This window comes from Chitinophaga sp. SYP-B3965, assembly GCF_009647655.1.
Lineage (GTDB): Bacteria > Bacteroidota > Bacteroidia > Chitinophagales > Chitinophagaceae > Chitinophaga.
The window spans coordinates 2,312,231-2,335,215 of the sequence record NZ_WJFD01000001.1 but is presented as its reverse complement, the minus strand read 5'-3'; the positions used below and the strand labels follow the sequence as shown (position 1 = coordinate 2,335,215).

At 46.2% G+C, this 22,985-nt stretch carries 22 protein-coding genes; 17 read left to right on the top strand and 5 right to left on the bottom strand.

Features of this window, described 5'->3' with window-relative positions; genetic code table 11:
- Window positions 1–80 precede the first annotated feature (80 nt).
- The gene (locus GFS24_RS09005) at window positions 81–407 is read right to left on the bottom strand and encodes a potassium transporter KefB (protein WP_153659233.1); all 327 of its coding nucleotides are present in this window, start codon (window positions 405–407) and stop codon (window positions 81–83) included.
- A gap of 181 nt (window positions 408–588) precedes the next feature.
- Between GFS24_RS09005 and GFS24_RS09000 the strand changes: the two genes are divergently transcribed.
- From GFS24_RS09000 to GFS24_RS08980, 5 genes are all read left to right on the top strand, one after another.
- Window positions 589–912, top strand: a complete 324-nt coding sequence (locus GFS24_RS09000; protein WP_153659232.1) for a helix-turn-helix transcriptional regulator — start codon at window positions 589–591, stop codon at window positions 910–912.
- Complete coding sequence (locus GFS24_RS08995; RefSeq protein ID WP_153659231.1) at window positions 902–1,405, top strand: SRPBCC domain-containing protein; 504 nt, start codon at window positions 902–904, stop codon at window positions 1,403–1,405. Before GFS24_RS09000 ends, GFS24_RS08995 begins: the two co-directional genes overlap by 11 nt.
- A gap of 3 nt (window positions 1,406–1,408) precedes the next feature.
- Entirely contained in the window at window positions 1,409–2,032 is a 624-nt protein-coding gene (locus GFS24_RS08990) for a YdeI family protein (protein WP_216647378.1), read from the top strand.
- Window positions 2,033–2,051: 19 nt separating this feature from the next.
- Window positions 2,052–2,468 carry an SRPBCC family protein gene (locus GFS24_RS08985; protein ID WP_153659230.1) on the top strand — a complete coding sequence of 139 codons (417 nt, stop codon included), beginning with the start codon at window positions 2,052–2,054 and terminating at the stop codon, window positions 2,466–2,468.
- A gap of 146 nt (window positions 2,469–2,614) precedes the next feature.
- On the top strand, window positions 2,615–3,064 hold the full coding sequence (locus GFS24_RS08980; protein ID WP_153659229.1) for an SRPBCC domain-containing protein: 450 nt from the start codon (window positions 2,615–2,617) through the stop codon (window positions 3,062–3,064).
- A 16-nt stretch (window positions 3,065–3,080) separates the two neighbouring features.
- On the opposite strand, the gene GFS24_RS08975 is transcribed toward GFS24_RS08980, so the two are convergent.
- Window positions 3,081–3,449, bottom strand: coding sequence for a helix-turn-helix domain-containing protein (locus GFS24_RS08975; RefSeq protein ID WP_153659228.1), 369 nt, complete (start codon window positions 3,447–3,449; stop codon window positions 3,081–3,083).
- 66 nt (window positions 3,450–3,515) lie between these two features.
- Between GFS24_RS08975 and GFS24_RS08970 the strand changes: the two genes are divergently transcribed.
- Entirely contained in the window at window positions 3,516–4,253 is a 738-nt protein-coding gene (locus tag GFS24_RS08970; protein ID WP_153659227.1) for an SDR family NAD(P)-dependent oxidoreductase, read from the top strand.
- Here the strand turns inward: GFS24_RS08970 and GFS24_RS08965 are convergent.
- Both GFS24_RS08965 and GFS24_RS08960 read right to left on the bottom strand, forming a co-directional pair.
- A complete protein-coding gene (locus GFS24_RS08965; RefSeq protein ID WP_153659226.1) occupies window positions 4,241–5,398 on the bottom strand; it encodes an alpha-hydroxy acid oxidase in 1,158 nt (385 codons plus the stop codon). The two genes, GFS24_RS08970 and GFS24_RS08965, sit on opposite strands and share 13 nt — an antisense overlap.
- A gap of 72 nt (window positions 5,399–5,470) precedes the next feature.
- Complete coding sequence (locus GFS24_RS08960) at window positions 5,471–6,352, bottom strand: AraC family transcriptional regulator (RefSeq protein ID WP_153659225.1); 882 nt, start codon at window positions 6,350–6,352, stop codon at window positions 5,471–5,473.
- Window positions 6,353–6,561: 209 nt separating this feature from the next.
- Between GFS24_RS08960 and GFS24_RS08955 the strand changes: the two genes are divergently transcribed.
- From GFS24_RS08955 to GFS24_RS08920, 8 genes are all read left to right on the top strand, one after another.
- Window positions 6,562–7,446 carry a sugar phosphate isomerase/epimerase gene (locus tag GFS24_RS08955; protein WP_153659224.1) on the top strand — a complete coding sequence of 295 codons (885 nt, stop codon included), beginning with the start codon at window positions 6,562–6,564 and terminating at the stop codon, window positions 7,444–7,446.
- Window positions 7,447–7,449: 3 nt separating this feature from the next.
- Complete coding sequence (locus GFS24_RS08950) at window positions 7,450–8,616, top strand: mandelate racemase/muconate lactonizing enzyme family protein (protein ID WP_216647377.1); 1,167 nt, start codon at window positions 7,450–7,452, stop codon at window positions 8,614–8,616.
- An 11-nt stretch (window positions 8,617–8,627) separates the two neighbouring features.
- Window positions 8,628–9,119 (top strand): VOC family protein, encoded by a 492-nt coding sequence (locus GFS24_RS08945; protein WP_153659223.1) that lies wholly within the window; start codon window positions 8,628–8,630, stop codon window positions 9,117–9,119.
- Window positions 9,116–10,033, top strand: a complete 918-nt coding sequence (locus tag GFS24_RS08940; protein ID WP_153659222.1) for a 2-hydroxyacid dehydrogenase — start codon at window positions 9,116–9,118, stop codon at window positions 10,031–10,033. The genes GFS24_RS08945 and GFS24_RS08940 overlap by 4 nt, the downstream gene beginning before the upstream one ends.
- Complete coding sequence (locus GFS24_RS08935; protein ID WP_153659221.1) at window positions 10,030–10,869, top strand: ThuA domain-containing protein; 840 nt, start codon at window positions 10,030–10,032, stop codon at window positions 10,867–10,869. Before GFS24_RS08940 ends, GFS24_RS08935 begins: the two co-directional genes overlap by 4 nt.
- An 18-nt stretch (window positions 10,870–10,887) precedes the next feature.
- Window positions 10,888–14,097, top strand: coding sequence for a PVC-type heme-binding CxxCH protein (locus GFS24_RS08930; protein WP_153659220.1), 3,210 nt, complete (start codon window positions 10,888–10,890; stop codon window positions 14,095–14,097).
- Window positions 14,098–14,461: 364 nt separating this feature from the next.
- A complete protein-coding gene (locus GFS24_RS08925) occupies window positions 14,462–17,548 on the top strand; it encodes a TonB-dependent receptor (RefSeq protein ID WP_153659219.1) in 3,087 nt (1,028 codons plus the stop codon).
- A gap of 19 nt (window positions 17,549–17,567) precedes the next feature.
- Window positions 17,568–19,058, top strand: coding sequence for a RagB/SusD family nutrient uptake outer membrane protein (locus tag GFS24_RS08920; protein WP_153659218.1), 1,491 nt, complete (start codon window positions 17,568–17,570; stop codon window positions 19,056–19,058).
- A 36-nt stretch (window positions 19,059–19,094) separates the two neighbouring features.
- Here GFS24_RS08920 and GFS24_RS08915 read toward each other — a convergent pair whose 3' ends face one another.
- Window positions 19,095–20,135, bottom strand: a complete 1,041-nt coding sequence (locus GFS24_RS08915; protein WP_153659217.1) for a serine hydrolase — start codon at window positions 20,133–20,135, stop codon at window positions 19,095–19,097.
- A 92-nt stretch (window positions 20,136–20,227) separates the two neighbouring features.
- Here GFS24_RS08915 and GFS24_RS08910 point away from each other — a divergent pair, with 92 nt between their 5' ends.
- The 3 genes from GFS24_RS08910 (at window position 20,228) to GFS24_RS08900 (ending at window position 22,971) form a co-directional block, all read left to right on the top strand.
- The gene (locus GFS24_RS08910; protein WP_153659216.1) at window positions 20,228–21,088 is read left to right on the top strand and encodes an alpha/beta fold hydrolase; all 861 of its coding nucleotides are present in this window, start codon (window positions 20,228–20,230) and stop codon (window positions 21,086–21,088) included.
- Between the two features lie 98 nt (window positions 21,089–21,186).
- Window positions 21,187–21,768 (top strand): RNA polymerase sigma-70 factor, encoded by a 582-nt coding sequence (locus tag GFS24_RS08905; RefSeq protein ID WP_153659215.1) that lies wholly within the window; start codon window positions 21,187–21,189, stop codon window positions 21,766–21,768.
- A 69-nt stretch (window positions 21,769–21,837) separates the two neighbouring features.
- Window positions 21,838–22,971 carry a FecR family protein gene (locus GFS24_RS08900; RefSeq protein ID WP_153659214.1) on the top strand — a complete coding sequence of 378 codons (1,134 nt, stop codon included), beginning with the start codon at window positions 21,838–21,840 and terminating at the stop codon, window positions 22,969–22,971.
- Window positions 22,972–22,985: the final 14 nt, after the last annotated feature.

The following is a 22,985-nucleotide window of genomic DNA, read 5'->3' as shown; positions in this document are numbered from 1 at the left end:
CAGGCAGCCCTTATGAAGTAAGTTATGAAAAATTGGATGGCCTGCAAAAGTTTGTTTCGCACTAAACAGGAAACCTGTGGTTAATCCCACAGTGTACCATCCAATCCCAGAATAGTACCCATCCACAACCCAATGAGGTACACCAGGAAGCTTAGTATATAAGCCAGTACCTTTTTCCAGCCACCCTGGTAACGCAGGTGGTCCAGGAAGTAATAACATGCACCACCTGTAGCACCCGCTAACGGAACAATGATCAGCGGCCTGATCATCCAGTATTTTGGCCAGTTAGGGCTGGGGTTGTTCACTGTTAATAAAAGTGCGGTGATCAGGACTAAAGCAATCCCTCCGCCGATCAACATGCATTTGCTCAATGAAGCGGAATGAATGGGGGATGTTGTTGAATTCATAACTCCAGGTTTTGTGTTTTCAAAGATAAGTAAAAGTACTTTGTATTTCAAAGTGAAGATGTGTTTTATTTTAAATAGTTGATTTTCAATCACTATACTGGAAAATAAAAATAAAATTGCGCAGCTGATTGATTGCGCATATATTTGCAGCTGAACAGCTTCATATTAAAATACTGTACAAATGAGACGAGATGTTTTCCAGGCCATAGCAGACCCCACAAGGCGGGCAATCATAGCACTCATTGCCATCCAGGCCATGACGCCTAATGCTATTTCCGAGCATTTCCACACCACCCGGCAAACTGTTTCCCGGCACTTGCGTGTACTCACGGAATGTGAACTGGTGAAACCGGAAGTGCGGGGCAGGGAGATCTATTACACACTTGAAATGGAAAAAATGAAAGAAATAGACAAATGGTTAGAACAGTTCCGGCAGATCTGGGAAACGCGTTTTAGCCAGCTGGATAATTTATTATTAACTATAAAAAAAGACAATGAAAAGTAATCTGCAATTCGACTTCCTTGTAGACAAGGTGAAGAACACACTTACCATGAGACGTGAATTTCTTGCAAACCGTCAATTAGTATGGGACGCTTACACAAAAACGGAATTACTGGAACAGTGGTTTGCACCAAAGCCCATGACCACTAAAACCAAACATATGGATTTTCGTGAAGGCGGATATTGGCTCTATGCAATGGTTGAGCCTAATGGTACAGAATACTGGGGCCGTATGGATTACACAAAGATCCAACCAGTAGAAATGTATTCGGGTTTGGATGCATTTAGTGATGAAAACGGAAATTTAAATCCTGCATTACCGCGTGCCACCTGGGATGTGATCTTTTCGGAAAAAGGGGAGAACGCTCTGGTTGAATCCGTTGTAACCTATAATTCCTTGTCCGACCTGGAAACCGTTATTAACATGGGAATGGAAGAAGGAATGGCTTCAACGCTGGAAAAACTGGATGAATTATTGGCTAAGCTAACCAAATAATGCATGATGAAAAAGACGGTAGATGAATACATTGCCAGATCGGAAGATTTTGCACAGCCAATTCTGGAACATTGGCGGCAACTCATTTACAGCGCCTGTCCGGATGTAGAAGAAACGATCAAATGGGGCATTCCGCATTTCGATTATATGGGAGATTTTATGTGCGTAATGGCTTCGTACAAAAATCATTGTTCGTTCAGTTTTATAAAGGCTGAATTAATGACTGATCCCCGGCTGAATGAAAATAAGGACCTGAAACCCGTTCAAAGGTATTTGGGCAAGATCACAAAATTGACTGATCTGCCACCTGATAAGGAGTTTCTCGGATTTGTCAAAGAAGCCATGGCTTTGAATGAAAAAGGGATCAAATTTTACCGCAACTATATAGGTGCGCCAAAATCTGATAAACCAAAACCGGCGGTAGAGATGCCTGATTACTTTTCAGCGAAATTAGCAACAAACCCCAAGGCCAAAGAAGTATTTGATAGCAAACCTCCTTCCTTTCGCAAAGAATATATCGCCTGGATCGTAGAAGCTAAAACAGATGTTACCCGGGAAAAAAGAATGGAAGAAGCAATAGGATGGATAGCGGAGGGTAAAAGCCGGTTTTGGAAATACGCAAAGTAAAAAACATTAAACCTGATATATGAGTGCAAACAAAATTACGGTTCAGTCAACCGTATCAGCAGACAAGAACAAAGCGTGGGATTACTACACAAATCCCCGGCACATCACTAAATGGAACTTCGCTGCTGACGACTGGCAATGCCCCAGCGCTACAAACGATATGCGTGTTGGCGGAAAGTACAGTGCCCGTATGGAAGCCAAAGACGGAAGTTTTGGCTTTGACTTTGAAGCGATCTATGATGAAGTTGTTCCGGGAGAAAGGTTCACTTACACCATGGGAGACGGGAGAGCGGCTACGGTTAATTTTAAAGGCCAGGGTGATAAAACAGATGTGGTAGTCACCTTTGATGCGGAAACGCAGAACTCAGAAGAAATGCAGAGAGGCGGCTGGCAGGCGATATTAGACAACTTTAAGAAATATACAGAAGCTAATTAGATGCCCTGGTGTTAATTAGAAAGCTGCCAATGCGGATACGTATTGGCAGCTTTTTTATGGCCAGATCCCCCCGCTACAAAGTCTGTATTTACACCCTCTTCTTACCAATAAGGACAGTAACTTCGATGTAACAAAAAACAGAAACCATGGAAAATAAAGATTTCACTACAAGCTTCCTGGTAGATCAATCACCGGAGGAAGTATTCGATGCCATCACGAATGTTCGTGGATGGTGGTCCCAAAATGTTAAAGGCGGTACGGCTCAGCTCAATGATGAGTTCACTTATAGTTACGGAGATGATCATCGCTGCAAAATGAAATTAATAGAAGTTGTTCCGGGCAAAAAGATGGTTTGGAAGGTGTTGGACAACTATTTTAGTTTTACGAAAGACAAGAGCGAATGGATAGGTGATACGATTAATTTTGAGGTATCAGCAAAGGATGGCAAAACGCAGCTGCACTTTGTGCATAAGGGTTTAGTGCCGGATCAGGAATGTTACGATGCCTGTTATGCAGGATGGAGCCAATATATAAACGGTAGCCTGGGCAACCTGATCACTACGGGTAAAGGGCAGCCTAATCCGAAAGAATCATGATCACATATGGCCGGGGTTAACCATTGCCCCGGTCATTAGGTTTCCTGTGTTTACCTCCCCAGGCACTTAATTGTTTGAAGATAGGCCCGATCTCTATAGCCATTTCCGTGAGTTCATATTCTACCCTCGGCGGCACTTCTGCGTAAACAGTCCGCTTCACCATACCGTCTTTCTCCAGTGCCTGTAGTTGTAGGGTGAGCATACGTTCTGTAATAAGCGGGAATTCCTTCTTCAGTTCATTAAACCTGAGTTTAGTGCCTGCTAACTTATCCAATATCTGTATTTTCCACCTGCCACCTATCTTGTTCACAGCATAGGTGAGATCACATTCAATGATCCAGTTTTCATTATTGCTATTAGTAGAATCTTTCTTTCTCGCTGCCATTACTTACAAAATTGTATGTAAGGCAAAATTACCTGCTACCCGCTACTTTTACAAAAAGAAGAATTTATGGATCTGTATTTAAAAGGAAAAACGGCCGTGGTGACTGGTGCAAGCCAGGGAATTGGCCGGGCAATCGTTAAAGAACTGGTTCTGGAAGGAGTGAGGGTGTTTGCAACAGCCAGGAATGAAGAATTGCTGAATAGCCTTAAAGATGAAAACAATGGCGTCGTTACATTTGTGCAGGACTTCACTGCACCTGATGGACCACAGAAGATAGCAGCAGCGGCACTGGCCAGCTTAGGACATGTAGACATCCTCGTGAACAACGCCGGCCGCAGTGCTCCGATGGATGTGGTTGGATCAGAAGAAGGGTGGGAGGATGCCATGACGCTGGACTTCGATCGTCCCCGGCAACTGACGCAAGCGTTATTGCCACATTTTATAACACGTAAGCAAGGTTCCATCCTGAACCTCGCCAGCACTTATGAGTTACGTACGATCAATGGCTCATCAGTTGCCAAGGCGGCCATTGTGATGTGGTCAAAGCAACTGGCCGGGCAGCTGGGGCAGTATGGCATTACAGTCAACTGCCTGCAGCCAGGACTTATTGATACGAATAATATCCGCCGTTTCTTCCCCGGTGAGGAACGGAAGAAATTTGCAGCACAGGAAATACCGCTGGGCGATTTTGGTGAGCCGCAGGATATGGCCAATATGGCCGTTTTCCTGGTCTCACCTCGTGCGCGATATATTACCGGTACTGTTGCGGTTGTTGATGGAGGAATGCGGCATTATGCCTTCTGAACCAGGTGTTGCTCCAGTTCTGCCGGTGTACCACATCCTACTTGTTCCATCACCTGTTGCAGTTGCCTTTTCAAAATAGCGATCGTATGGTCGCCACCATTTTTCCCAAGGGCTGAAACGCCATACATAAAGGTCCTGCCCATAAAGGTGAATTGTGCACCGGAGGCAATAGTACGGGCAATATCTGGTCCTGTTCTGATGCCGCTGTCCATCATGATGGTGATCTTGTCCTTATATTTCGCAACGATCCTTTGTAAGGAATGGATGGCGGATTCACCTGCATCCAGTTGCCGGCCACCGTGGTTGGATACAATGATGCCATCCAGGCCCAGCCGGATTGCGGCTTCTGTATCCTGTTCACCAGCAATACCCTTTACTACGAGTTTACCTTTCCACATATCCCGGATCGGTTTGATCTTTTCTTCATCCAGTTTGCCACTGAAAGTGCTGTCCATAAAAGCACCCAGTTTTTGCATGTTGAGGCCTTTAGGCATGTAGGGTTTCAGGATCTCGAAAGATGGCTGCCCCTGCAGTAATGTATTAACTGCCCATTGTGGTCTGCCCATAATTTGCAGGATGTTGCGGAGCGTCATACGTGGCGGCATGGCGAGGCCATTCCTGATATCGCGTGGGCGGTAACCGAAAGTAGGTACATCACTTAGTATCACCAGCACCGGGCACTGAGCGGCTTCTGCGCGTTGAATGATCTTATCGCGCAGGGAGTTCTCTGCAGGATGGTATAGCTGGAACCAGGCACGGCCTTCCGTGATCTCACTGATGCGTTCAATGGAGCTGGTGCTCACCGTGCTGAGTGTAAAAGGAATATTATGTTCAAATGCAGCTTTGGCCAATATTTCAGGTGAACCTGGCCATATCAGCCCCTGTAATCCTACCGGGGAGATCCCGAATGGTGCGTCGTATACATGGCCAAAGAGTTCGGTTTGCATATTCACCGGTTTTTTCTTTGCCAGGTAGGTGGGCTCCAGTTGAATGTCACGGATGTCTGCCGTGTTCCTGTACAGGTTAACGTCTTCATTACAACCTCCGTCCATGTACTCAAAGGCGAACTTCGGAATGCGGCTTTTGCTTTTTTTGATCAGGTCGTCTATTCCGGGATAGCGTGGATCGTATAGGTGTTTTTTCATGTTTGCAAGGTAATACGGCATGTTTAACCGTGGTTCATATGAATTAGCATTAGGTTGTACTATCTTAACATTTCACTCGGCAGTCCGCAGAAAAGGAGTGCCTGCATTACTTTTTCTAAACTCCTTCCGGTAATCCCTGGGAGTTATTCCCTGGTGAATTTTAAACTGCCTGTTAAAGTAAGAAACATTATCAAAACCACAGGCATAACAGATATCTGTTACATTGTTTTCTTTCCCCAGTAATAACTTGGTGGCGTGGCTGATCCTTATTTCATTTACAAACTGTGAGAATGTTTTGCGGGTGCTCCTTTTGAAGTAACGGCAGAACGCGGCTTCACTCATGCAGGCCAGGGCGGCGGCGGATTTTATGTCTATGTTTTGCTGGTAATTTTCAAATACGTAGTTAAAAATGGAGGCCAGTTTTTTGGAATCACTTTCCTTATAGCGGACTTTTCTGCTGTCGTCTGTTAATAATAAGGCGTCTTCCTTGCTTCGCTGGAGTTCTTCCAGGATCTGGAGCAGCAGGATGAGGTTCTTCATTTGCTGGTTGGGCTGGAGCTGGAAGAAGAGGGTGCTGAGCGTAGACAAGGCATTGTCGAACTTTAGCCCGCAGGTGGATAGCTGTAAAAGTTCTTTTACCTTTCTCAATTCCACGGTGTCAAAGAAATCTTTGCCCATGAAATCTGCCGTGAATTGTAATACAATGGCATGCGCTACTTCACCGGCGTCGCTGGAAAAACAATGCACCAAACCCGGACCGAACATAAAGACCTCTCCTTCGTTATAATTCATCACCTTGTTGCCTACATACACATGGCCGGCACTTTTTACGATCAGGATCACCTCATACCCGGTATGAAAATGAAAAGTATTGGTGAAGCGTGGCTGACAGTATTCCTTGATGGCAAAACTGGCATCCTCAGGCGTAGATATATGTCGGTAAGAAACTTTCATCTGTTCATTTTTAATTTTTATGGGTCAGATGGAGCCTGCCGGCTTCATATTACTGTTTTTTGGTACAATACTTAGTTTCCGCAGCGGAAAATCAAGATTACGGTAAATATAGTATCGAAAATTGGCAAATGAAGTACTTTTATTTCTATGGAAGTATGAATAAGTTTGTTATATAAGTTTTCACGTCTACAAAACCTGCCAAATACGTTATGGAACTTGCGATACACAATTGGATGCGCGCAGAAACGATAGAAACCACGATACGGAGGGTTGCTTCACTAGGGTATACTAAACTCGAAATTGCCGGAAGTCCTGAACATTACGACACAAAAGAAGTAAGAAAACTACTGAAGGAGCATGGCCTCACCTGCTGGGGTTCTGTAACCCTCATGCTGGAAGAGCGCAATCTGCTGGCCAGGAACGAAGCCCAACGTGCCAGTTCTATACAGTATGTAAAGGATGTGGTTAAAATGGTGAAGGAGCTGGATGGTCATATGGTGTCCGTAGTGCCTGGCACAGTGGGAAAGTTAGTGCCGGATGGAAGGCCGGAAGAGGAATGGCAATGGGCCGTTGATTCCATGAAGGAAATATATGCCTATAGTGAAGCGGCAGGTATATTACTGGGTATAGAACCTATTAACCGGTTTGAAACCTATTTCATCAACCGTGCAGAGCAGGCACTGGCGCTTGCCGCAGCAGTTGGCCCCAACTGTGGCGTATGCCTGGATACCTTTCACATGAATATCGAAGAAACGGATATGTTTGAAGCCATCAGAAGTGCGAAAGGAAAACTGGTGGGTTTTCATGTGGCGGATAATAACAGGATGGCGCCGGGAATGGGCCATCTTAACTGGAAGAAGATCATAGATACACTGGGGGAAGTAAATTATAACAGCGTGCTTTCTGTAGAATTCTGTGCGCCGCTGGACCGTACACCCGCCAATCCCTACCCGGGTTCTATTGATGAAAAACCGGAGAACCTGACGCCTGAGCAGGAGAAATTCCTGGTAGATCATGGCAGTTCTTCGGTAACCGAAGCATTTTATACCATGCTCACCCAACAATCATATAATACTTTATCAAAACTGATATAACGAGTGAAAATAACTAACGTAGAGGCGTTTTGGTTACGCTGCCCCATTCCAAAGGAAAAACAACACACTTCGGATTATGGATTGCTGACTGACTTTGATATGACGCTGGTAGTGATTACAACGGATGAAGGGTTGCAGGGATTTGGAGAAGCGAAAGCTGCGGTGGGATCTTCAGGGGTATGTTCTGCCATTGTGAATTGTATCGAGCATGAATTAAAGCCCCTGTTGCTGGGCAAGTCTGTCGGGAACATTACCCGTATATGGGAAGAAATGTACAACGGCACACGGGACCACTACGCACTGGCAAGAGGAAGGAAGTTTCCTATCCTTGGCAGGCGGGGCCTTACAGTATCTGCGATGAGCGGTATTGATACGGCGTTGTGGGACCTGAAGGGAAAGATGCTGAATGTTCCGGTGCTTGATCTGCTGGGCGGTGCCTGCAGGGATAAAATGCCGGCGTATGCGAGCGGTGGCTGGGCAGATGTGAACAATATCGGAGCACAACTGAAAAGTTATGTAGATAAAGGGTTCCGTGGTGTGAAAATGCGTGTGGGGGTGATGGATGATACCGTGCAAAAAAGCGTTGACAGGGTGAAAGCGGCGAGAGCTGCACTGGGGCCGGATATCAAACTGATGGTAGATGCCCACGGCACTTTTAGTGTTCCCGAGGCGAAGCAATTTTGCAGAGGGGTGGAAGATTGTAATGTTTATTGGTTCGAAGAGCCTATCAGTCCGGATAACAAAAAAGGAACGGCAGAGGTGAGGGCATCCACGCACATACCCATCGCCGCAGGTGAAAGTGAGTATACCAGTTTTGATGTACATGAGCTTTTAGAAATAAGGGCCATAGACGTGATACAGCCGGATGCGGCCATCATTGGCGGTATTTCAGAAGCCATGCGCGTAGGGCATCTGGCAAGTGTGCACCAGGTAGAGCTGGCGCCGCATTGCTGGGGATCTGCCTTTTCTTTCATGGCGGGGTTAACGGTAGCGTTCGCTTCACCTTCGGCAACGATCATTGAGTTTTCCCTGGGAGGAAACCCGATGATGTACGACCTGGTGAAGGAACAGATAACAGTTACCAATGGAGAGATCGCCGCACCTTCGGCGCCCGGATTAGGGGTAACACCCAACTGGGATTTTGTAAAACAGTTTAAGCAGCTTGTTTAATATAATAACTTATGGCAAAAGCACTTAAAATTAACCACGTTACGCTGATCGTAGACAACCTGGAAAAAGCAGGTGATTTCTATCGGCAGGAACTGGGTCTGGAACCGCTTCCGGCTTTCCGGTTCGACTATCCCGTTATGTTTTTCAAATTTAACGATGAGCAGCAGTTACATATTTCTGAATGGGAAGACCGTACTTCCTTTCGTGGACATATCTGTGTACAGGTAGACGATTTCAACAGCCTCTTTTTTCGCATGAAAGAACTGAATGCTATTGACATAAATCCCTGGGGAAAGGTAAGAAAGCTGCCTGATGGCGCTATGCAGATGTTCCTGCGTGATCCTGCCGGCAACCTGGTGGAGGTATCCTCTGTACCCGGAGCAGCCATTGATCCAAAGATCTTCGAAGATGAACTGTATGAAGAAGGTTTGTATGTTTCAAACAGGAACGATTTCAGAGGAGACCGATCTGATGATGCTACCTTATATCATAACAAACCATGAGGAAAAATGTATTGTTACTTGAATCCGTTACAGACGAAGCACTCGCTGTATTGCAGGAAAGTGTGAACGTATTTACAACATACGATGCAGCCAGCCTGCAGGAAGTACATGGGATCATAACAAGGGGGAAAAAGTGGATCGATAAAGCCCTGATAGAAGCATGCCCGCTTTTGGAGGTAGTGGCCCGGTGTGGCGTTGGACTGGATAATGTAGATGTGGCCGAAGCAACCGCCAGGAAGATAAGGGTGATCAATGCACCGGGCAGTAATGCTGCTACCATTGCAGAACACACCCTTGCCCTGATGCTGATGTTAAAACGTGACCTGTACACATCAGTGGAACGCGTTAAACAGAACAACTGGGACTGGCGCAATCAATATGCAGGAGATGAACTGAACGGCAAGACCCTGGGCATCCTGGGCATGGGGAACATAGGGAAACGGGTAGCGAGGTTAGGAGAGGCATTTGGGATGAATGTAGTGTACTGGAGCAGATCAGCACAACAAATGTCCATGGAAGAAGTATTAAGGCAGTCAGATATAGTGAGCCTGCATCTCCCTTTGGATAAAAGCACAGATAAGATAATAGGAGAAAAGGAACTGGCGCTAATGAAGCCACATGCCTTACTCATCAATACGGCAAGAGGCGCATTGATCGATCATATTGCGTTACTGGACGCATTGAACGCGCAGGACATTGCAGGATTTGCTGCAGATGTGCTGCCGGATGAACCGCCAGTGCAGAGCCTGCCACTTGTACAACATCCACGTGTGATCATTACCCCGCATTCTGCCAGCCTTACGGCATCCACGTACCGGCAAATGTGCCTGTTTACAGTAAACAATGTAGCGGCAGTATTAACAGGCGGGGAGCCGGATCTAAACAGCATCTATAACCGTAATTCGTTTGCATGATGAATACTTTTTGCATTGGTTTATTATTCAGTTTGTTTTTTGCCCAGGCACCTCAGAAGCCACTGGTTGTTTTTGTGTGCGGAGATCATGAATACAGTGGTGAAGAAACCCTGCCCATTGTTGCGGCAGAACTGGAAAAGAATTATGGCATGAGAACGATTGTTCTCAAATCCTCGCCAGACCATAACAGTGAAGAGAATATTCCGGGGCTGGAAGCATTGAAGGATGCAGATCTGGTTGTTTTCTTCTTACGCTGGCGAAGGCTTCCTCCTGAACAGCTGGCGCATATTGAAGCGTACCTGAAAACGGGAAAACCTGTGATGGGTTTCCGTACCACTACACATGCATTCAATTTTCCCAAGGGGCATCCGAGTGAAAAGTGGAATGCCTTCGGAGAGTTCGCACTGAATGCACCTCCGGGCTGGGGCGGGAAAGCGAAACATACACACTATGGACATAATAGCAGTACAGATGTGAGCATCGTTCCCAAAGAGGCGGGCAATCCTATCCTCACAGGTGTAGCAAAGGATTTTCATGTACGTTCCTGGTTGTACCATGTTGTGCCGGACTATCCCGTGAAAGGTTCCACCTGGTTGCTTACCGGCAAAGCAGTGAATCCGGAAAGAGCGGCTGTTGAAAACCCTGTGGCCTGGACGGGCACGAATTCTTTCGGTGGAAAGGTTTTTATGACCACACTCGGCCATCCGGAAGATTTCAGGATAGAAGCTTTTCAGCGGCTCGTGATCAATGCCATTCACTATGAGCTGGGCCTGAAGATACCTAAGAAATGGAAAGGTAAAATGGATATCCAGGTGCCTTACCGTGTTGCTAAATAACATTCATTCATTGAGATCATGAGACTAATAAAGATCAGCGTTCTGTCGCTCATCGTAATTGTGCCTGCGATGATGATAATAAACGCCTTTAAATTTAAAGGTGCACCGCTTCCTATTTCCAAAGGATCACGTATTGCCCTCATCGGTAATAACCTGGGGTCGAGGATGATCAATTATGATAATTTTGAAACAGAGTTATATCTCCGTTTCCCTGCGTATGATCTGTTCATCCGCAATATGTGTGATGGGGGAGAAACGCCCGGCTTCCGGCCGCATGCCAGCAGGAATTCTCCATGGGCTTTTCCCGGTGCGGAGAAATTCCAGGTGGAAAGGGCAAACCTTGTGAAAAGAAAAGATGCCGGCGGTACGTTAGAAATGGAAGATCCCGGTGAAGGCTTTTTTGAAACGCCTGATCAATGGCTTACCAGGCTCAAAACGGATGTGGTTATTTCCTTTTTTGGTTTTAATGAATCATTTGCCGGTAAAGCAGGGCTTGCCAACTATAAAGCGGAACTGGATGCTTTTATCAAATGGACACTGAAGCAAAAATACAATGGTACTTCGGCACCACAACTTGTAATTGTTTCACCCATTGCTTTTGAAGACCTCTCCGATAAATATGATTTCCCGGATGGGCGCAAGGAAAATGAAAATCTTGAATTGTACACCAAAGCAATGAAGGAGATCGCTGCCTTGAATAAAGTGCTTTTTGTAGATGTATTTACGCCTTCGTTACAATGGTATAAAGAAACCGCAGCACCATTGACCATCGATGGTTCCCAGCTGAATGAAGAAGGCTATAAAAAACTCGGTGTATTGCTGGCAGACCAGATCTTTGGAGAAGCTGCCAATCATCCGGAGAATAACAGAAAGCTGGTGCATGATGCCGTGGTGGAAAAGAACTGGATGTGGCTGAATGATTTTAAGATCCCTAACGGTGTGCATGTATATGGCCGCAGGTACAAACCTTACGGGCCGGATAATTTTCCCGCTGAAATAAAGAAGGTGCGCGAGATGACGGCTATCAGGGACACGGCTATCTGGCTCGCCGCATCAAAAGGAGAGAAGATGGATGTGGAAGCTGCTGATAAACATACCAGCGTTTTACCGGAGGTTAAAACCAACTATACTCCCAGCCCGAAAAATGGCAACTTGCAGTATCTCAATGGAGAGGAAGCACTGAAGAGTCTGAAAGTGCCACCGGGATACAAAGTGGAGTTGTTTGCTTCAGAGGCGGAATTCAGTTACCTGGCCAAACCTGTGCAGTTGTCGTTCGACAACAAAGGGCGCCTGTGGGTGGCCACCATGCCTACTTATCCGCAATACAAAGCGGGAGACGCAAAACCGAATGATAAGATCATTATCCTGGAAGATACCAACAACGATGGCAAGGCCGATAAACAAACGGTTTTTGCAGACAGGCTTCATTTGCCGCTTGGCTTTGAGATGTCTCCGGAAGGTGTATATGTATCACAGGGAACGGATCTTATCCTGTTAACAGATACGGATGGTGATGATAAAGCCGATAAGAAAGAAATTATATTCAGCGGTTTTGATGATCATGATTCCCATCATAGTCATCACGCCTACACAACAGACCCTTCCGGGGCTATTTATTCAGGAGAAGGCGTATTCCTTCGTACCAATGTAGAAACTTCTTACGGGCCTGTTTATGCCACTAACGGCGGTTTTTACAGATTCGATCCCAAACGGAGGAAACTGGAACGCACCGCACAATTGGCTATTCCCAATCCCTGGGGCATCACATTCGATGACTGGGGGCAGCCATTCTTTGCTGAAACTTCCAGTCCGGATCTGCGCTGGATGCTTCCCGGAACAGTATTGCCGAGGTACGGGCAGGCTACGCACAAATCCAAACAACTGATAGAAGAGAAACAATTGGTGCGGCCTACATCAGGCATTGAAATCGTATCCAGCCGCCATTTCCCGGATGAAGTACAGGGAGATCTCCTGATCAATAATACCATTGGTTTCCTGGGAACGAAAGAACATACTTTGGAAGATGATGGAACCGGTTATAAAAGCCGTTTCCGGATGGACCTGCTGGTGAGTAATGATCCTAACTTCCGTCCGGTAGACCTGGAGTTTGCTCCCGATGGTTCTTTATACGTGATCGACTGGCATAATATCCTCATCGGGCACATGCAGCACAATGCAAGGGATCCTTTGCGTGATCATTCGCATGGCAGGATCTATCGTATTACCTATCCTTCCAGGCCATTGGTAAAACCGGCAAAAATAGCGGATGCAAGTATAGAAGAACTACTGGATAATCTGAAGCTGCCGGAGTACAGAACGCGTTACAGGACCCGCAGGGAACTGAGAGGGCGCGATGTGTCAGCAGTATTGAGTAAGCTTACCACCTGGGTAGCAGGATTGGATACAAGCGATCCACGATATGAACATCATTTGGTTGAAGGGCTTTGGGTGAGCTGGGGAATGGATAAAGTAGATCAAAAGCTGTTAAAGCAGGTGCTGAAAGCAAAGGATTATCATGCAAGAGCTGCAGCCGTACAGGTAGTGCGTTATACAGGACACCAGGTGCCTGACCAGGCGCAATTGTTGATGGAAGCAGCGAGGGATAAAAACAGCCGCGTAAGGCTGATGGCTATCGTAGCCGCTTCCTGGATCGGTAAAGAAAAAGGGCTACCTGTTTTAGCAGAGGCGAATAAATTACCGATGGATAGTTGGATGACGCCTGCGTATAAAACTGCGGTAGCGCATTTAAACGGGCAGAATGTAGCAGAGGAGAAGGAGAAAAATACGAAAACAGAATTGAAAGGTGCAACACTGGCATTGTTTAACCAGGGGAAGATCATCTTTAACAAAGAAGGATATTGTAAAACCTGTCATCAGCCGGATGGTAAAGGACTCACGGCTTCCGGTTTTCCACCGCTGACGGGTACTAACTGGGTAAAGGGAAGTGATGAAAGGTTGATCAAGCTGGTGCTTAAAGGGGTAATGGGGCCTATCGTGGTAAATGGTAAAACCTATCCCGGACAGGTGCCCATGACACCTTTTGGCGGATTACTGAAAGACAATGAAGTGGCAGCAGTATTAACTTATGTCCGTAATTCATTCGGCAATAATGGGCCAGCTATTTCTGCGGAGAAAGTGAAAAAGGTAAGAAAGGCTATTGAAAGTAAAAAAGATTTTTATTCCACGGAGCAGTTATTGAAAGAGCATCCGATGGAAAGGACGAGATAATATTGGAAGAGGGTTTAATACCCACGTTCATGATATCTTCCAATGTTTGATTATAAGAGCTGGCCGATTTCAGCTGGCTCTTTTTTTTAGATAATATTAATTTTAGAATAACAGCATGTACTATAGAAGAAAAGCCCGTATGAAAATTCCTTATTAATTACATTCCAGTTAAATCCATGTTATGAAACCAGTGAACCAGTTCTAATTGAGATCCACATCATATTAACTATTAGTTGATCCATCTGCCGGTACGGGCCCGTACCGCGCTATTTCCAATTCTTATTGCTTTGGGGCAAACTCCTATTGCAGTAACGGCATACTATTTTCTAACCCCGGCGGCGCTTGCTGCTGACAAACCAGTTATATGCGAACAGAAAAACTCTGCAGGATATTGCATTGCGCAATCTATATCGTCCTGCTTGTACTTCCCGGTTACATCCGGGCACAATCAAAAACAATTAAAGGTACAGTTACTGATGAGTCGGGAGCTCCTGCTATCGGCGTGTCCGTAGCCGTTAAACAGGGTAAAACAGGCGCAGCCACAGATGCTGAAGGAAAGTTTACATTAAGCGTGCAACAGGGAACTGTGCTCGTGCTTTCCGGCGTAAATTATGAAACAACAGAAATAACGGTGGATGCCCGTACAGAATATGCGATCACCGTTAAAACCAAATCTTCCAACCTCGGTGATGTAGTGATCGTAGGATACGGTACGCGGAAAAAATCGGACCTCACCGGTGCTGTGGGAACAGTACGAAGTGAAGCACTTATGGAGCGGCCAAGCTCTTCTTTGAACCAGGAATTATCCGGCCGGGTAACGGGTGTGAACGTGTCCTCCAACTCAGGCCGGCCGGGTGGCCGTGCGAATATCCGTATCCGTGGTTACAGTTCCATCAACATCCAGAACGATCCCCTGTACGTCATCGATGGCGTCATCCTTAATGTAGCCGGTTTGCAAAACGGCAGTTCACCGATAGATTATTTGAACCCTAACGACATTGCATCCATCGAAGTATTGAAAGACGCTTCGTCTACCGCTATATACGGCGCACGCGGCGCTAATGGCGTGATATTGGTGACCACCAAACGCGGTACATCAGGCGGTGGGAGAGTAACATACGATACGGATTTCAGCCTGGGAACATTACCGAGGAAACTGGAAGTGCTGAATGCGAAAGAGTTCCTGCAGGTGGAAGAGCTAACTTACCAGAACGCACAAAAGTATGATCCGGTGGGTTGGACGAATGGGAAATATACAGATCCCAAAACGAAACGTAACAATCCTCTGCTCTTCGACAGCCAGGGTAATCCGCTGTATGATACCGACTGGCAGGATGAAGCGATGCAGAAGGCTTTTACACAGAACCATCAGTTATCATTCACTAACGGCAACGATAAAGGCAGTTATGGTGCATTCCTCAACTACCGGAATGAAAACGGACTCATTAAAGGATCATGGCAGAAAAGATATGCTGCACGTTTTGTATTTGACACACAGATCAAAGACTGGCTGAAAGTAGGCGGCACACTGGGATATACAGACCAGAATGAAAAACAGGTAGATGAATTAGGCGGAGGTGGCATAGTAACCATGCGCCAGGTACTGGAAGCACTGCCCATCATCCCGATAAAGTTTCCGGACGGGTCCTGGGGTGGTAATGATGATTACCCGGGTATGGAAGGCGGTGGTAACCCGCTGCAGGTGATAGAGGAACGGCTTTCTTATCTCCGCACGCAAACCATGCTGGGTAACTTTTATGCAAATATTCAGCTGGCGGATGGTTTGGAGTTCAGGACCACGATAGGTACAAATGTGATCAATCAACGGGTGGATTATTACGGAGGAAGGGACCTGAACTATATTTCCCGCGGACAAAGAGGCGTAGCACGGATCAACAACAATCGTTATAACTCCTGGCAGTTTGAAAACTACCTCACCTATAACAAACAATTTTCCCGCATCCATTCACTGAATGCATTGCTGGGTCTTTCCTGGCAGCATGTGGACCAGTTCAATAACGGCGCTTCTACGCAGGGGTTCACGGACGATTACTTCAAATTCTATAATCTTGGTGCCGGTGCCAGTCCGCAGACACCCACTTCGTCTGGCACTGCTTATGGTCTCAACTCTTATTTCTCGCGGATTAACTATGGATTGATGGATAAGTACCTCCTTACTTTTACGGGACGTATGGATGGTTCTTCCAAATTCGGCAGCAACAACCGGTTCGCTTTTTTCCCCTCGGCTGCTATTGCCTGGCGGGTTTCGCAGGAGAACTTCATGAAAGCGATGCCGGCTGTTTCAAACCTTAAACTGAGAGCAAGTTATGGTGCAACAGGAAACTCTGAAATACAGGCTTACCAGGCGCTGGCAGGCATGAGCAACTATGATGTGGTATTTGATGGGGTGAGAAGTCCGGGTACTGGTATCAGCCGCATGTCCAACGATGAACTGAGGTGGGAGAAAACCCTTCAGCTGGATGCAGGTATGGAACTGGGGCTTTTCAGAAACCGCATTTCACTGGAGTTTGATGTGTACAGAAAGAAAACGGTAGATATGTTGTTAGCAGCGCCTTTGCCTACCACCAGCGGTTATACGAGCATTACCCGCAACATCGGGAGCATGGAGAACAGAGGGGTTGAGTTATCCGTGAATACGACCAACATAGAGAAGGAACATTTTTCCTGGAACACACAGTTTAATATTTCTATCAACAAAAACCGGGTGCTGGAGCTCACCGGCGGCAGCGATATTTATTCCGGGGCCACAGTGATCCGTGTGGGCGAACCCGTTGGTGCTTTCTTCGGCCGTGTAAATCTTGGCACATGGAGTACACAGGAAAAAGATCAGGCAGCCATATATAAACAGCGTCCGGGCGATGTGAAGTACCTGGATTGGAACAACGATAAACAGCTCAATGATAATGACCGTACGGTTATCGGCAAAGGTATCCCGGATGGTTTCGGTACGCTTCTGAATACCTTCAGGTATAAGAACTGGTCGCTTACGCTGGATCTCCAGTATATGTATGGCAATGATGTAATGGACCGCAGCATCCACTCGCTGGAAGACCGGCAGGGGATCGCGAACAGTTACAAAACGGTGCTGAATGCCTGGACGGAAACAAACCAGAACACGCCTATTGCGCAAGTGCGCCCTGTGCCAGCAGGTTATCAGACCAATAATGATAGTCATAAGGTGACGGATGCTTCCTTTATCCGTGGCCGCAATTTCTTACTGGCTTATACATTTCCGGCAGCAACAGTTGCAAGGATGAAACTGAACCGGTTGAGAGTATACGCATCTGTGCAAAATGTATTTGTGGCAACTAAGTACAAAGGGTATGATCCGGAAGTATCCAACTCAGGTTCTCCGTTTGACCAGGGATTTGCCTTGTACGATTATCCGAAACCCCGTGTATTTATGTTAGGCTTAAACGTAAGTCTGTAACCATTAAACAGGAAACAACATGAAATCTTACATATCAAAATATTGCCTGCTGATTACCGTATTGCTAAGCGGCTGCAGCAAATTCCTCGATGAAAGTGATCCAAGTAACTTTACGATAGATCAGTATTACCGCACAGCAGAGCATGCTGCGAGCGGTGTGAACAGCATTTATGCTTCTATGCGGGAACCTACCGGCAGCGGCTTTGGTGGCGGTGCCTGGATGATGACGGAGTTTGCCACGGGCCTTGCAGAAACAGACTTAGGGCAGGCAGTGAACAGTTATTTTGTAAAAGACCTGATCAACACGCCGGATAACGCATACGGCCGCACGTACTGGGTGAGTTATTACAGAGGTATTGCCAATGCCAACCTCGCCATCGAAAAAATACCAGCCATCAATATGAATGAAGCAGACAAGAAAAAACTGCTGGGACAGGCACGGTTCCTTCGTGCCTGGTACTATTTCGGGTTGGTGCGAATGTTCGGACACATTCCCCTCATCCTGAAACCAGTTGACCTGAATTCTCCGGAACTGAAGCCTATGCAGGCCCCGGTAGAAGAGGTGTATGCAGCTATTGATGCAGACCTGAAAGAGGCGGAGGCGGCGGGATTGCCATGGAGGGATGCATCTGGCAGGGTAAGTCTTGGTGCGGTGAAATCACTGATGGCCCAGGTGTATATTACGATGGCTGGTTATCCGCTGCAGAAAGGAGCACCTTATTATGAACTGGCTGCAAAGAAAGCGGAAGAAGTAATTGATTCCAAACAGTTCTCCCTGTTCCCTCTTTACGCTGATCTGCACAATCCATCGAAGAAGAATATAGGAGAGAATATCTTTATGATGCAATTCCGCACACAGATCATTCCTTCGTCCTGGCAGGTAGCTATTCTTCCTTACAACAAAAATATCTCCGCCTACTCTGATGAAACAGGCGGCATTTATGCCAATATTAATTTCATCCGGTCTTTTGAACCGGGAGACCTTCGGGTGAAAGAAAAACAATTCTTCTACACGAATTATACATCAGAATCAGATCGTAACAAAACGGTGGAACTGGGTGGATATTACATCTATAAACATTTTGATGAAGCAGCACAACTTACTACGGCTAACAGTGATCTCAACTGGCCTGTGATCCGGTATGCAGATGTACTGCTCACTTATGCGGAAGCAGCTAATGAAACCGGTGGTCCGGGTGCAAAAGCCTATAGTGCTGTGAAAGAGATCAGGGGGCGTGCAGAACTGCCGGAACTATCCGGTCTTACTAAAGAGCAGTTCCGGGAAGCGGTATGGCGTGAGCGCTGGTTTGAACTGTGTTATGAAAATACTACCTGGTTTGATATGGTGAGGCTGCGCAAAGCATTTAATGTGAGTACCCGGCAGTTTGATGAATACGTGGGACATAAGTTCTCTTATGGGCCGGTGGTATCTGCAAAAGAACTACTCTTTCCTATTCCTACGCAGGAAATACTGGATAATTCCAACCTGGATCAGAATGATGGGTATTAAATTATGTGGCCGGTTTCCTGCAAAGGGAGCCGGCCTTTATTTATTCCTGAACAAAATTTCCGCAACACCCTTCGCAATAATGTTAGGATTCGCATGATCAGAATTGGTGAGAATGATAAACGCTGTTCTGTCATCTGGGAACCGATAGTATGCACTCTTGAAACCAGGCAATGATCCTCCATGATACACCATTAGCCTGTTTTTGTACTTGCTTACCCGCCAGCCATAACCATAGGATTCTGACGCATCTGCATCCACTACATCCGTCCACATTTTCTGCCAGTTTTGTTTTGATAACAGCTTGCCCTGCTGCATGAGCATTTCCCATTTCAGCATATCCGGAATGGTGGAGATGAAAGCGCCGCTGGGCCGAAGGGCAATGTAATCTATTGCCTTAGAAAGCGTTTTGCCATCGGTCAGTACATAACCACTGGCTTTGTTGGGTATCAGCGCAGTAGTGGACGTAGTTTGTGTATTGGTCAGTCCATATTTCGAAAAGATCTCTTCTTTCATAAACTGAGGGAAAGATCTTCCGCTTACCTGGCGTATGATATCTGCCAGCATAAAATAACCCAGGTTGCAATATTGCCACTTCGTGCCTGTTGCAAAGACCAATGGATCTTTATACGCCGCGCTTATAAGAACAGAGTCCGGTTGTATCAGCAAGGCGTCAAAGGCGGGGGATTCTCTTTCTAATCCGGATGTGTGGTTCAGTAAATGACGGATCGTTATTTTGTTCCAGGTGGCCGGAGCGTCTTTGAAGAATTTTGTGACAGTATCTTTTAAACTGATCTTTCCGGCTTGTATGAGTGTCATGATGCCGGCAGCTATCATTTGTTTGCTCAGCGAACCTAGTTTGTAAACGGTATTATCAGAAGCAGGTATTCTGTCTTCCACATTCGCCATACCATATCCCTTCACCTTGGTTATTTTTCCATTTTCAATGATGCCGATGTTGATAGCAGTAATTTTCTGATCGGTGAGTTGTGAAAAAATGTATTGATCGATCTCATCATGTTTTTGGGCATTTACATGGAGGGAGATGAAAAGAAGGAGGAAGCAAATAGTTGTTTTCATGTATAGTTAGTTTAGGGATATTCTTAAGGTAATGAAAAATCCTTTAATTAGTGGCATATGCTTTGATGGTTTAATCAAAATAGTTAACCAGTATGACCCGGCAGATCTTCAACAAAACAATAACAGTAGATGGCGTAGATATTTTTTATCGGGAAGCCGGAGACAGGGCGAATCCATCACTGTTACTCCTGCATGGATTCCCCACTTCATCCGTCATGTTCAAAAACCTGATGGTTGCACTGTCGGACAAATTTCACCTCATTGCCCCGGACTATCCGGGTTTTGGATTCAGTGCTTTTCCGGACAGGAATAGTTTTGAGTATACTTTTGAAAATATAGCAGTGCATATCAACCGGTTTACCGAAGAGATAGGATTAAGTTCGTTCACCATTTATCTGCACGACTTTGGCGCTCCTATCGGCCAGCGGTTATGTGTGAACCATCCGGAAAAGATAGAACGGATCATTGTTCAGAATGGGAATGCATATGAAGAAGGGATACACCCACAATGGGATGAACTCATGGAGTTTTGGGAAAACCCCACGGAAGAGAAAAAGAAAAAGGTGTATGCCTACTTAAGTGAAGAGGGTACGAAGGACCAATACACCAGTGGGTTGCCCAAAGAGATGTTTGATCGTATCAGTCCTGAATTGTGGATGCTGGATTGGGACCGGATGAAAAGGCCCGGGAACCTTGATATGCAATACGAACTGAGTTGGGATTATAAACACAATATTGAAATGTTCCCTGTATTCCAGCAGTATTTTCGCACACACCAGCCCCCGGCACTGGTAATATGGGGTAAGTATGATCCTTATTTTGGCGTAGCTGAAGCCCCTTGTTACAAAAGGGATATACCGCATGCGCAGGTGCATATTATTGAAGGTTCGCACATGGTGCTTGAAAGCAACTTTGACGAGGTATTGAAGCTTATTGATGATTTCATGGGATAAAATTTTCTCCTTTGCATTATCGATTTAGCAGTATGTTTGCAGTGAGATTAGAAATTGCCGGCTTACGTTAATTTGCCCAAATTTTAATACCTGCATGGATGGGTAGCGTCAATTTACAGTTCCACAGTGATGAGGATCTTTTGCTTCTTCTGCAAAGGGGGGGACATCATGCTTTCCGGGAAATCTACAAAAGGTATTGGGACAAACTTCTTTACATAGCAGGAAAAAAACTGGATGATCTTTCTGAAGCAGAAAGTATTGTACAGGATGTGTTTGTAGACTTATGGCAGCGCCGCGAAATACTGGAAATAAAACAGCAGTTAGCGGGCTATCTTGTAGTAGCTGTAAGATACCGTATGCTGAATTTCCTGGCCAGGCAGCAGCGGGCCAAAACCTATATACAGGAAACTGCCCGTAACCAGGAACCGGGAGAAAATTCTACGGAAGAACTGCTTGGATTTGAGGAGCTTAGGGGATGGCTGGAGAAAATGGTATCCCGCCTTCCGGAGAAATGCCAACTCGCTTACCGGCTCCGTGGAGAAGGGTATAGCCAGCGGGAGATAGCAGGGTATATGAAAGTATCGGAAAAAACAGTGGAAACCCATATCAGCCGTGCGTTGAAGATATTACGCACAGGGCTTGGACAACTCATTTCCCGGATGTGGATGTTCTTCTTCTAAAAAATATTTTTCTCCCCATTCAGGGAAAACCTTTCTTCAATTGACCTTGTATCAGAAACCCTTTTGCTGATGCAAGATAATTCCACTAACGAACGCTATCTCGAACTGGCCCAAAAGCAGTTACAGGGCACGATCACTCCTGAGGAGTCCGCAGAACTGGCTGCGTGGCTGGCGCATGACGATGGCCAACAGCTGGAAGTACCGCCCGCCATGGCAGAAAGCCGTGATCTTCATGAGAAGAGATTGCTGGGCGCTATTGAGCACAGCATAGGGTGGAAAAGATCCGCCCGCATCAGGGCTTTCAGATTAACTACTTCAGCTGCTGCTGTACTGCTCCTCATTGCGTTGGGCTGGTGGCTTACCAAACAACCTTCACCTGCTGTTCCTTCTACTGTAGTGAATAATAACAACGGTTCTCCCGGTGGCAACCGTGCGGTATTGACATTAGGCAATGGTCAGCGTATTGTGCTGGATAGTGCAGGGAATGGCACGCTCTTTAAACAGGGTGGTGTACAATGTATTAAACTGGATAGCGGCAGCCTCGCTTATAATATGAGCAGCGGTACTGAAGAGGTGCAGATACATACACTATCCACCCCGGTAGGCGGGCAATTCAGGATCGCGCTTGCTGATGGTACCAGCGTTTGGCTCAATGCGGCATCTTCTTTGAGGTTTCCTTCTTCCTTCACCGGTAAAGAACGATCTGTAGAAATTACCGGCGAGGCTTATTTTGAAGTGGCGGCGGATAAAGGCAAACCATTCAAAGTAGCATTTAACGGCAGTGTAGTAGAAGTACTGGGTACTCACTTCAACGTAATGGCTTATGCTGATGAAGCGAAAAGCAAAGTAACACTCCTAGAAGGCAGCGTGGCCATCAGTAATTCATCAGGCCGGCAACTCCTTAAGCCCGGCATGCAGGCCTTTATTGGCAGCACCATCACTACGGGTAAAGCAAATACAGAAGAAGCAGTGGCCTGGAAGAACGGCCTTTTCATTTTTGATAACGAAGATATTCACGGCATCATGCGCAAACTTGCGCGATGGTATAATGTAAAACCAATCTATACAACCGACATGCCGGGCCTTACTTTCTCCGGTACGGTATCGCGGTACGGTAATGTATCCGGTGTGCTGAACATGCTGGAAATGACGGAAAGCGTTCGATTTAACCTGAAAGGAGGCACCATCGAGGTGTCCAGATAATATAGCCATATTAT

Bases quoted from the DNA above. Each gene is read 5' to 3' on its own strand.
- GFS24_RS09005 (WP_153659233.1), bottom strand. From the start codon at position 407: ATGAATTCAACAACATCCCCCATTCATTCCGCTTCATTGAGCAAATGC.
- GFS24_RS09000 (WP_153659232.1), top strand. From the start codon at position 589: ATGAGACGAGATGTTTTCCAGGCCATAGCAGACCCCACAAGGCGGGCA.
- GFS24_RS08995 (WP_153659231.1), top strand. From the start codon at position 902: ATGAAAAGTAATCTGCAATTCGACTTCCTTGTAGACAAGGTGAAGAAC.
- GFS24_RS08990 (WP_216647378.1), top strand. From the start codon at position 1,409: ATGATGAAAAAGACGGTAGATGAATACATTGCCAGATCGGAAGATTTT.
- GFS24_RS08985 (WP_153659230.1), top strand. From the start codon at position 2,052: ATGAGTGCAAACAAAATTACGGTTCAGTCAACCGTATCAGCAGACAAG.
- GFS24_RS08980 (WP_153659229.1), top strand. From the start codon at position 2,615: ATGGAAAATAAAGATTTCACTACAAGCTTCCTGGTAGATCAATCACCG.
- GFS24_RS08975 (WP_153659228.1), bottom strand. From the start codon at position 3,449: ATGGCAGCGAGAAAGAAAGATTCTACTAATAGCAATAATGAAAACTGG.
- GFS24_RS08970 (WP_153659227.1), top strand. From the start codon at position 3,516: ATGGATCTGTATTTAAAAGGAAAAACGGCCGTGGTGACTGGTGCAAGC.
- GFS24_RS08965 (WP_153659226.1), bottom strand. From the start codon at position 5,398: ATGAAAAAACACCTATACGATCCACGCTATCCCGGAATAGACGACCTG.
- GFS24_RS08960 (WP_153659225.1), bottom strand. From the start codon at position 6,352: ATGAAAGTTTCTTACCGACATATATCTACGCCTGAGGATGCCAGTTTT.
- GFS24_RS08955 (WP_153659224.1), top strand. From the start codon at position 6,562: ATGGAACTTGCGATACACAATTGGATGCGCGCAGAAACGATAGAAACC.
- GFS24_RS08945 (WP_153659223.1), top strand. From the start codon at position 8,628: ATGGCAAAAGCACTTAAAATTAACCACGTTACGCTGATCGTAGACAAC.
- GFS24_RS08940 (WP_153659222.1), top strand. From the start codon at position 9,116: ATGAGGAAAAATGTATTGTTACTTGAATCCGTTACAGACGAAGCACTC.
- GFS24_RS08935 (WP_153659221.1), top strand. From the start codon at position 10,030: ATGATGAATACTTTTTGCATTGGTTTATTATTCAGTTTGTTTTTTGCC.
- GFS24_RS08930 (WP_153659220.1), top strand. From the start codon at position 10,888: ATGAGACTAATAAAGATCAGCGTTCTGTCGCTCATCGTAATTGTGCCT.
- GFS24_RS08925 (WP_153659219.1), top strand. From the start codon at position 14,462: ATGCGAACAGAAAAACTCTGCAGGATATTGCATTGCGCAATCTATATC.
- GFS24_RS08920 (WP_153659218.1), top strand. From the start codon at position 17,568: ATGAAATCTTACATATCAAAATATTGCCTGCTGATTACCGTATTGCTA.
- GFS24_RS08915 (WP_153659217.1), bottom strand. From the start codon at position 20,135: ATGAAAACAACTATTTGCTTCCTCCTTCTTTTCATCTCCCTCCATGTA.
- GFS24_RS08910 (WP_153659216.1), top strand. From the start codon at position 20,228: ATGACCCGGCAGATCTTCAACAAAACAATAACAGTAGATGGCGTAGAT.
- GFS24_RS08905 (WP_153659215.1), top strand. From the start codon at position 21,187: ATGGGTAGCGTCAATTTACAGTTCCACAGTGATGAGGATCTTTTGCTT.
- GFS24_RS08900 (WP_153659214.1), top strand. From the start codon at position 21,838: ATGCAAGATAATTCCACTAACGAACGCTATCTCGAACTGGCCCAAAAG.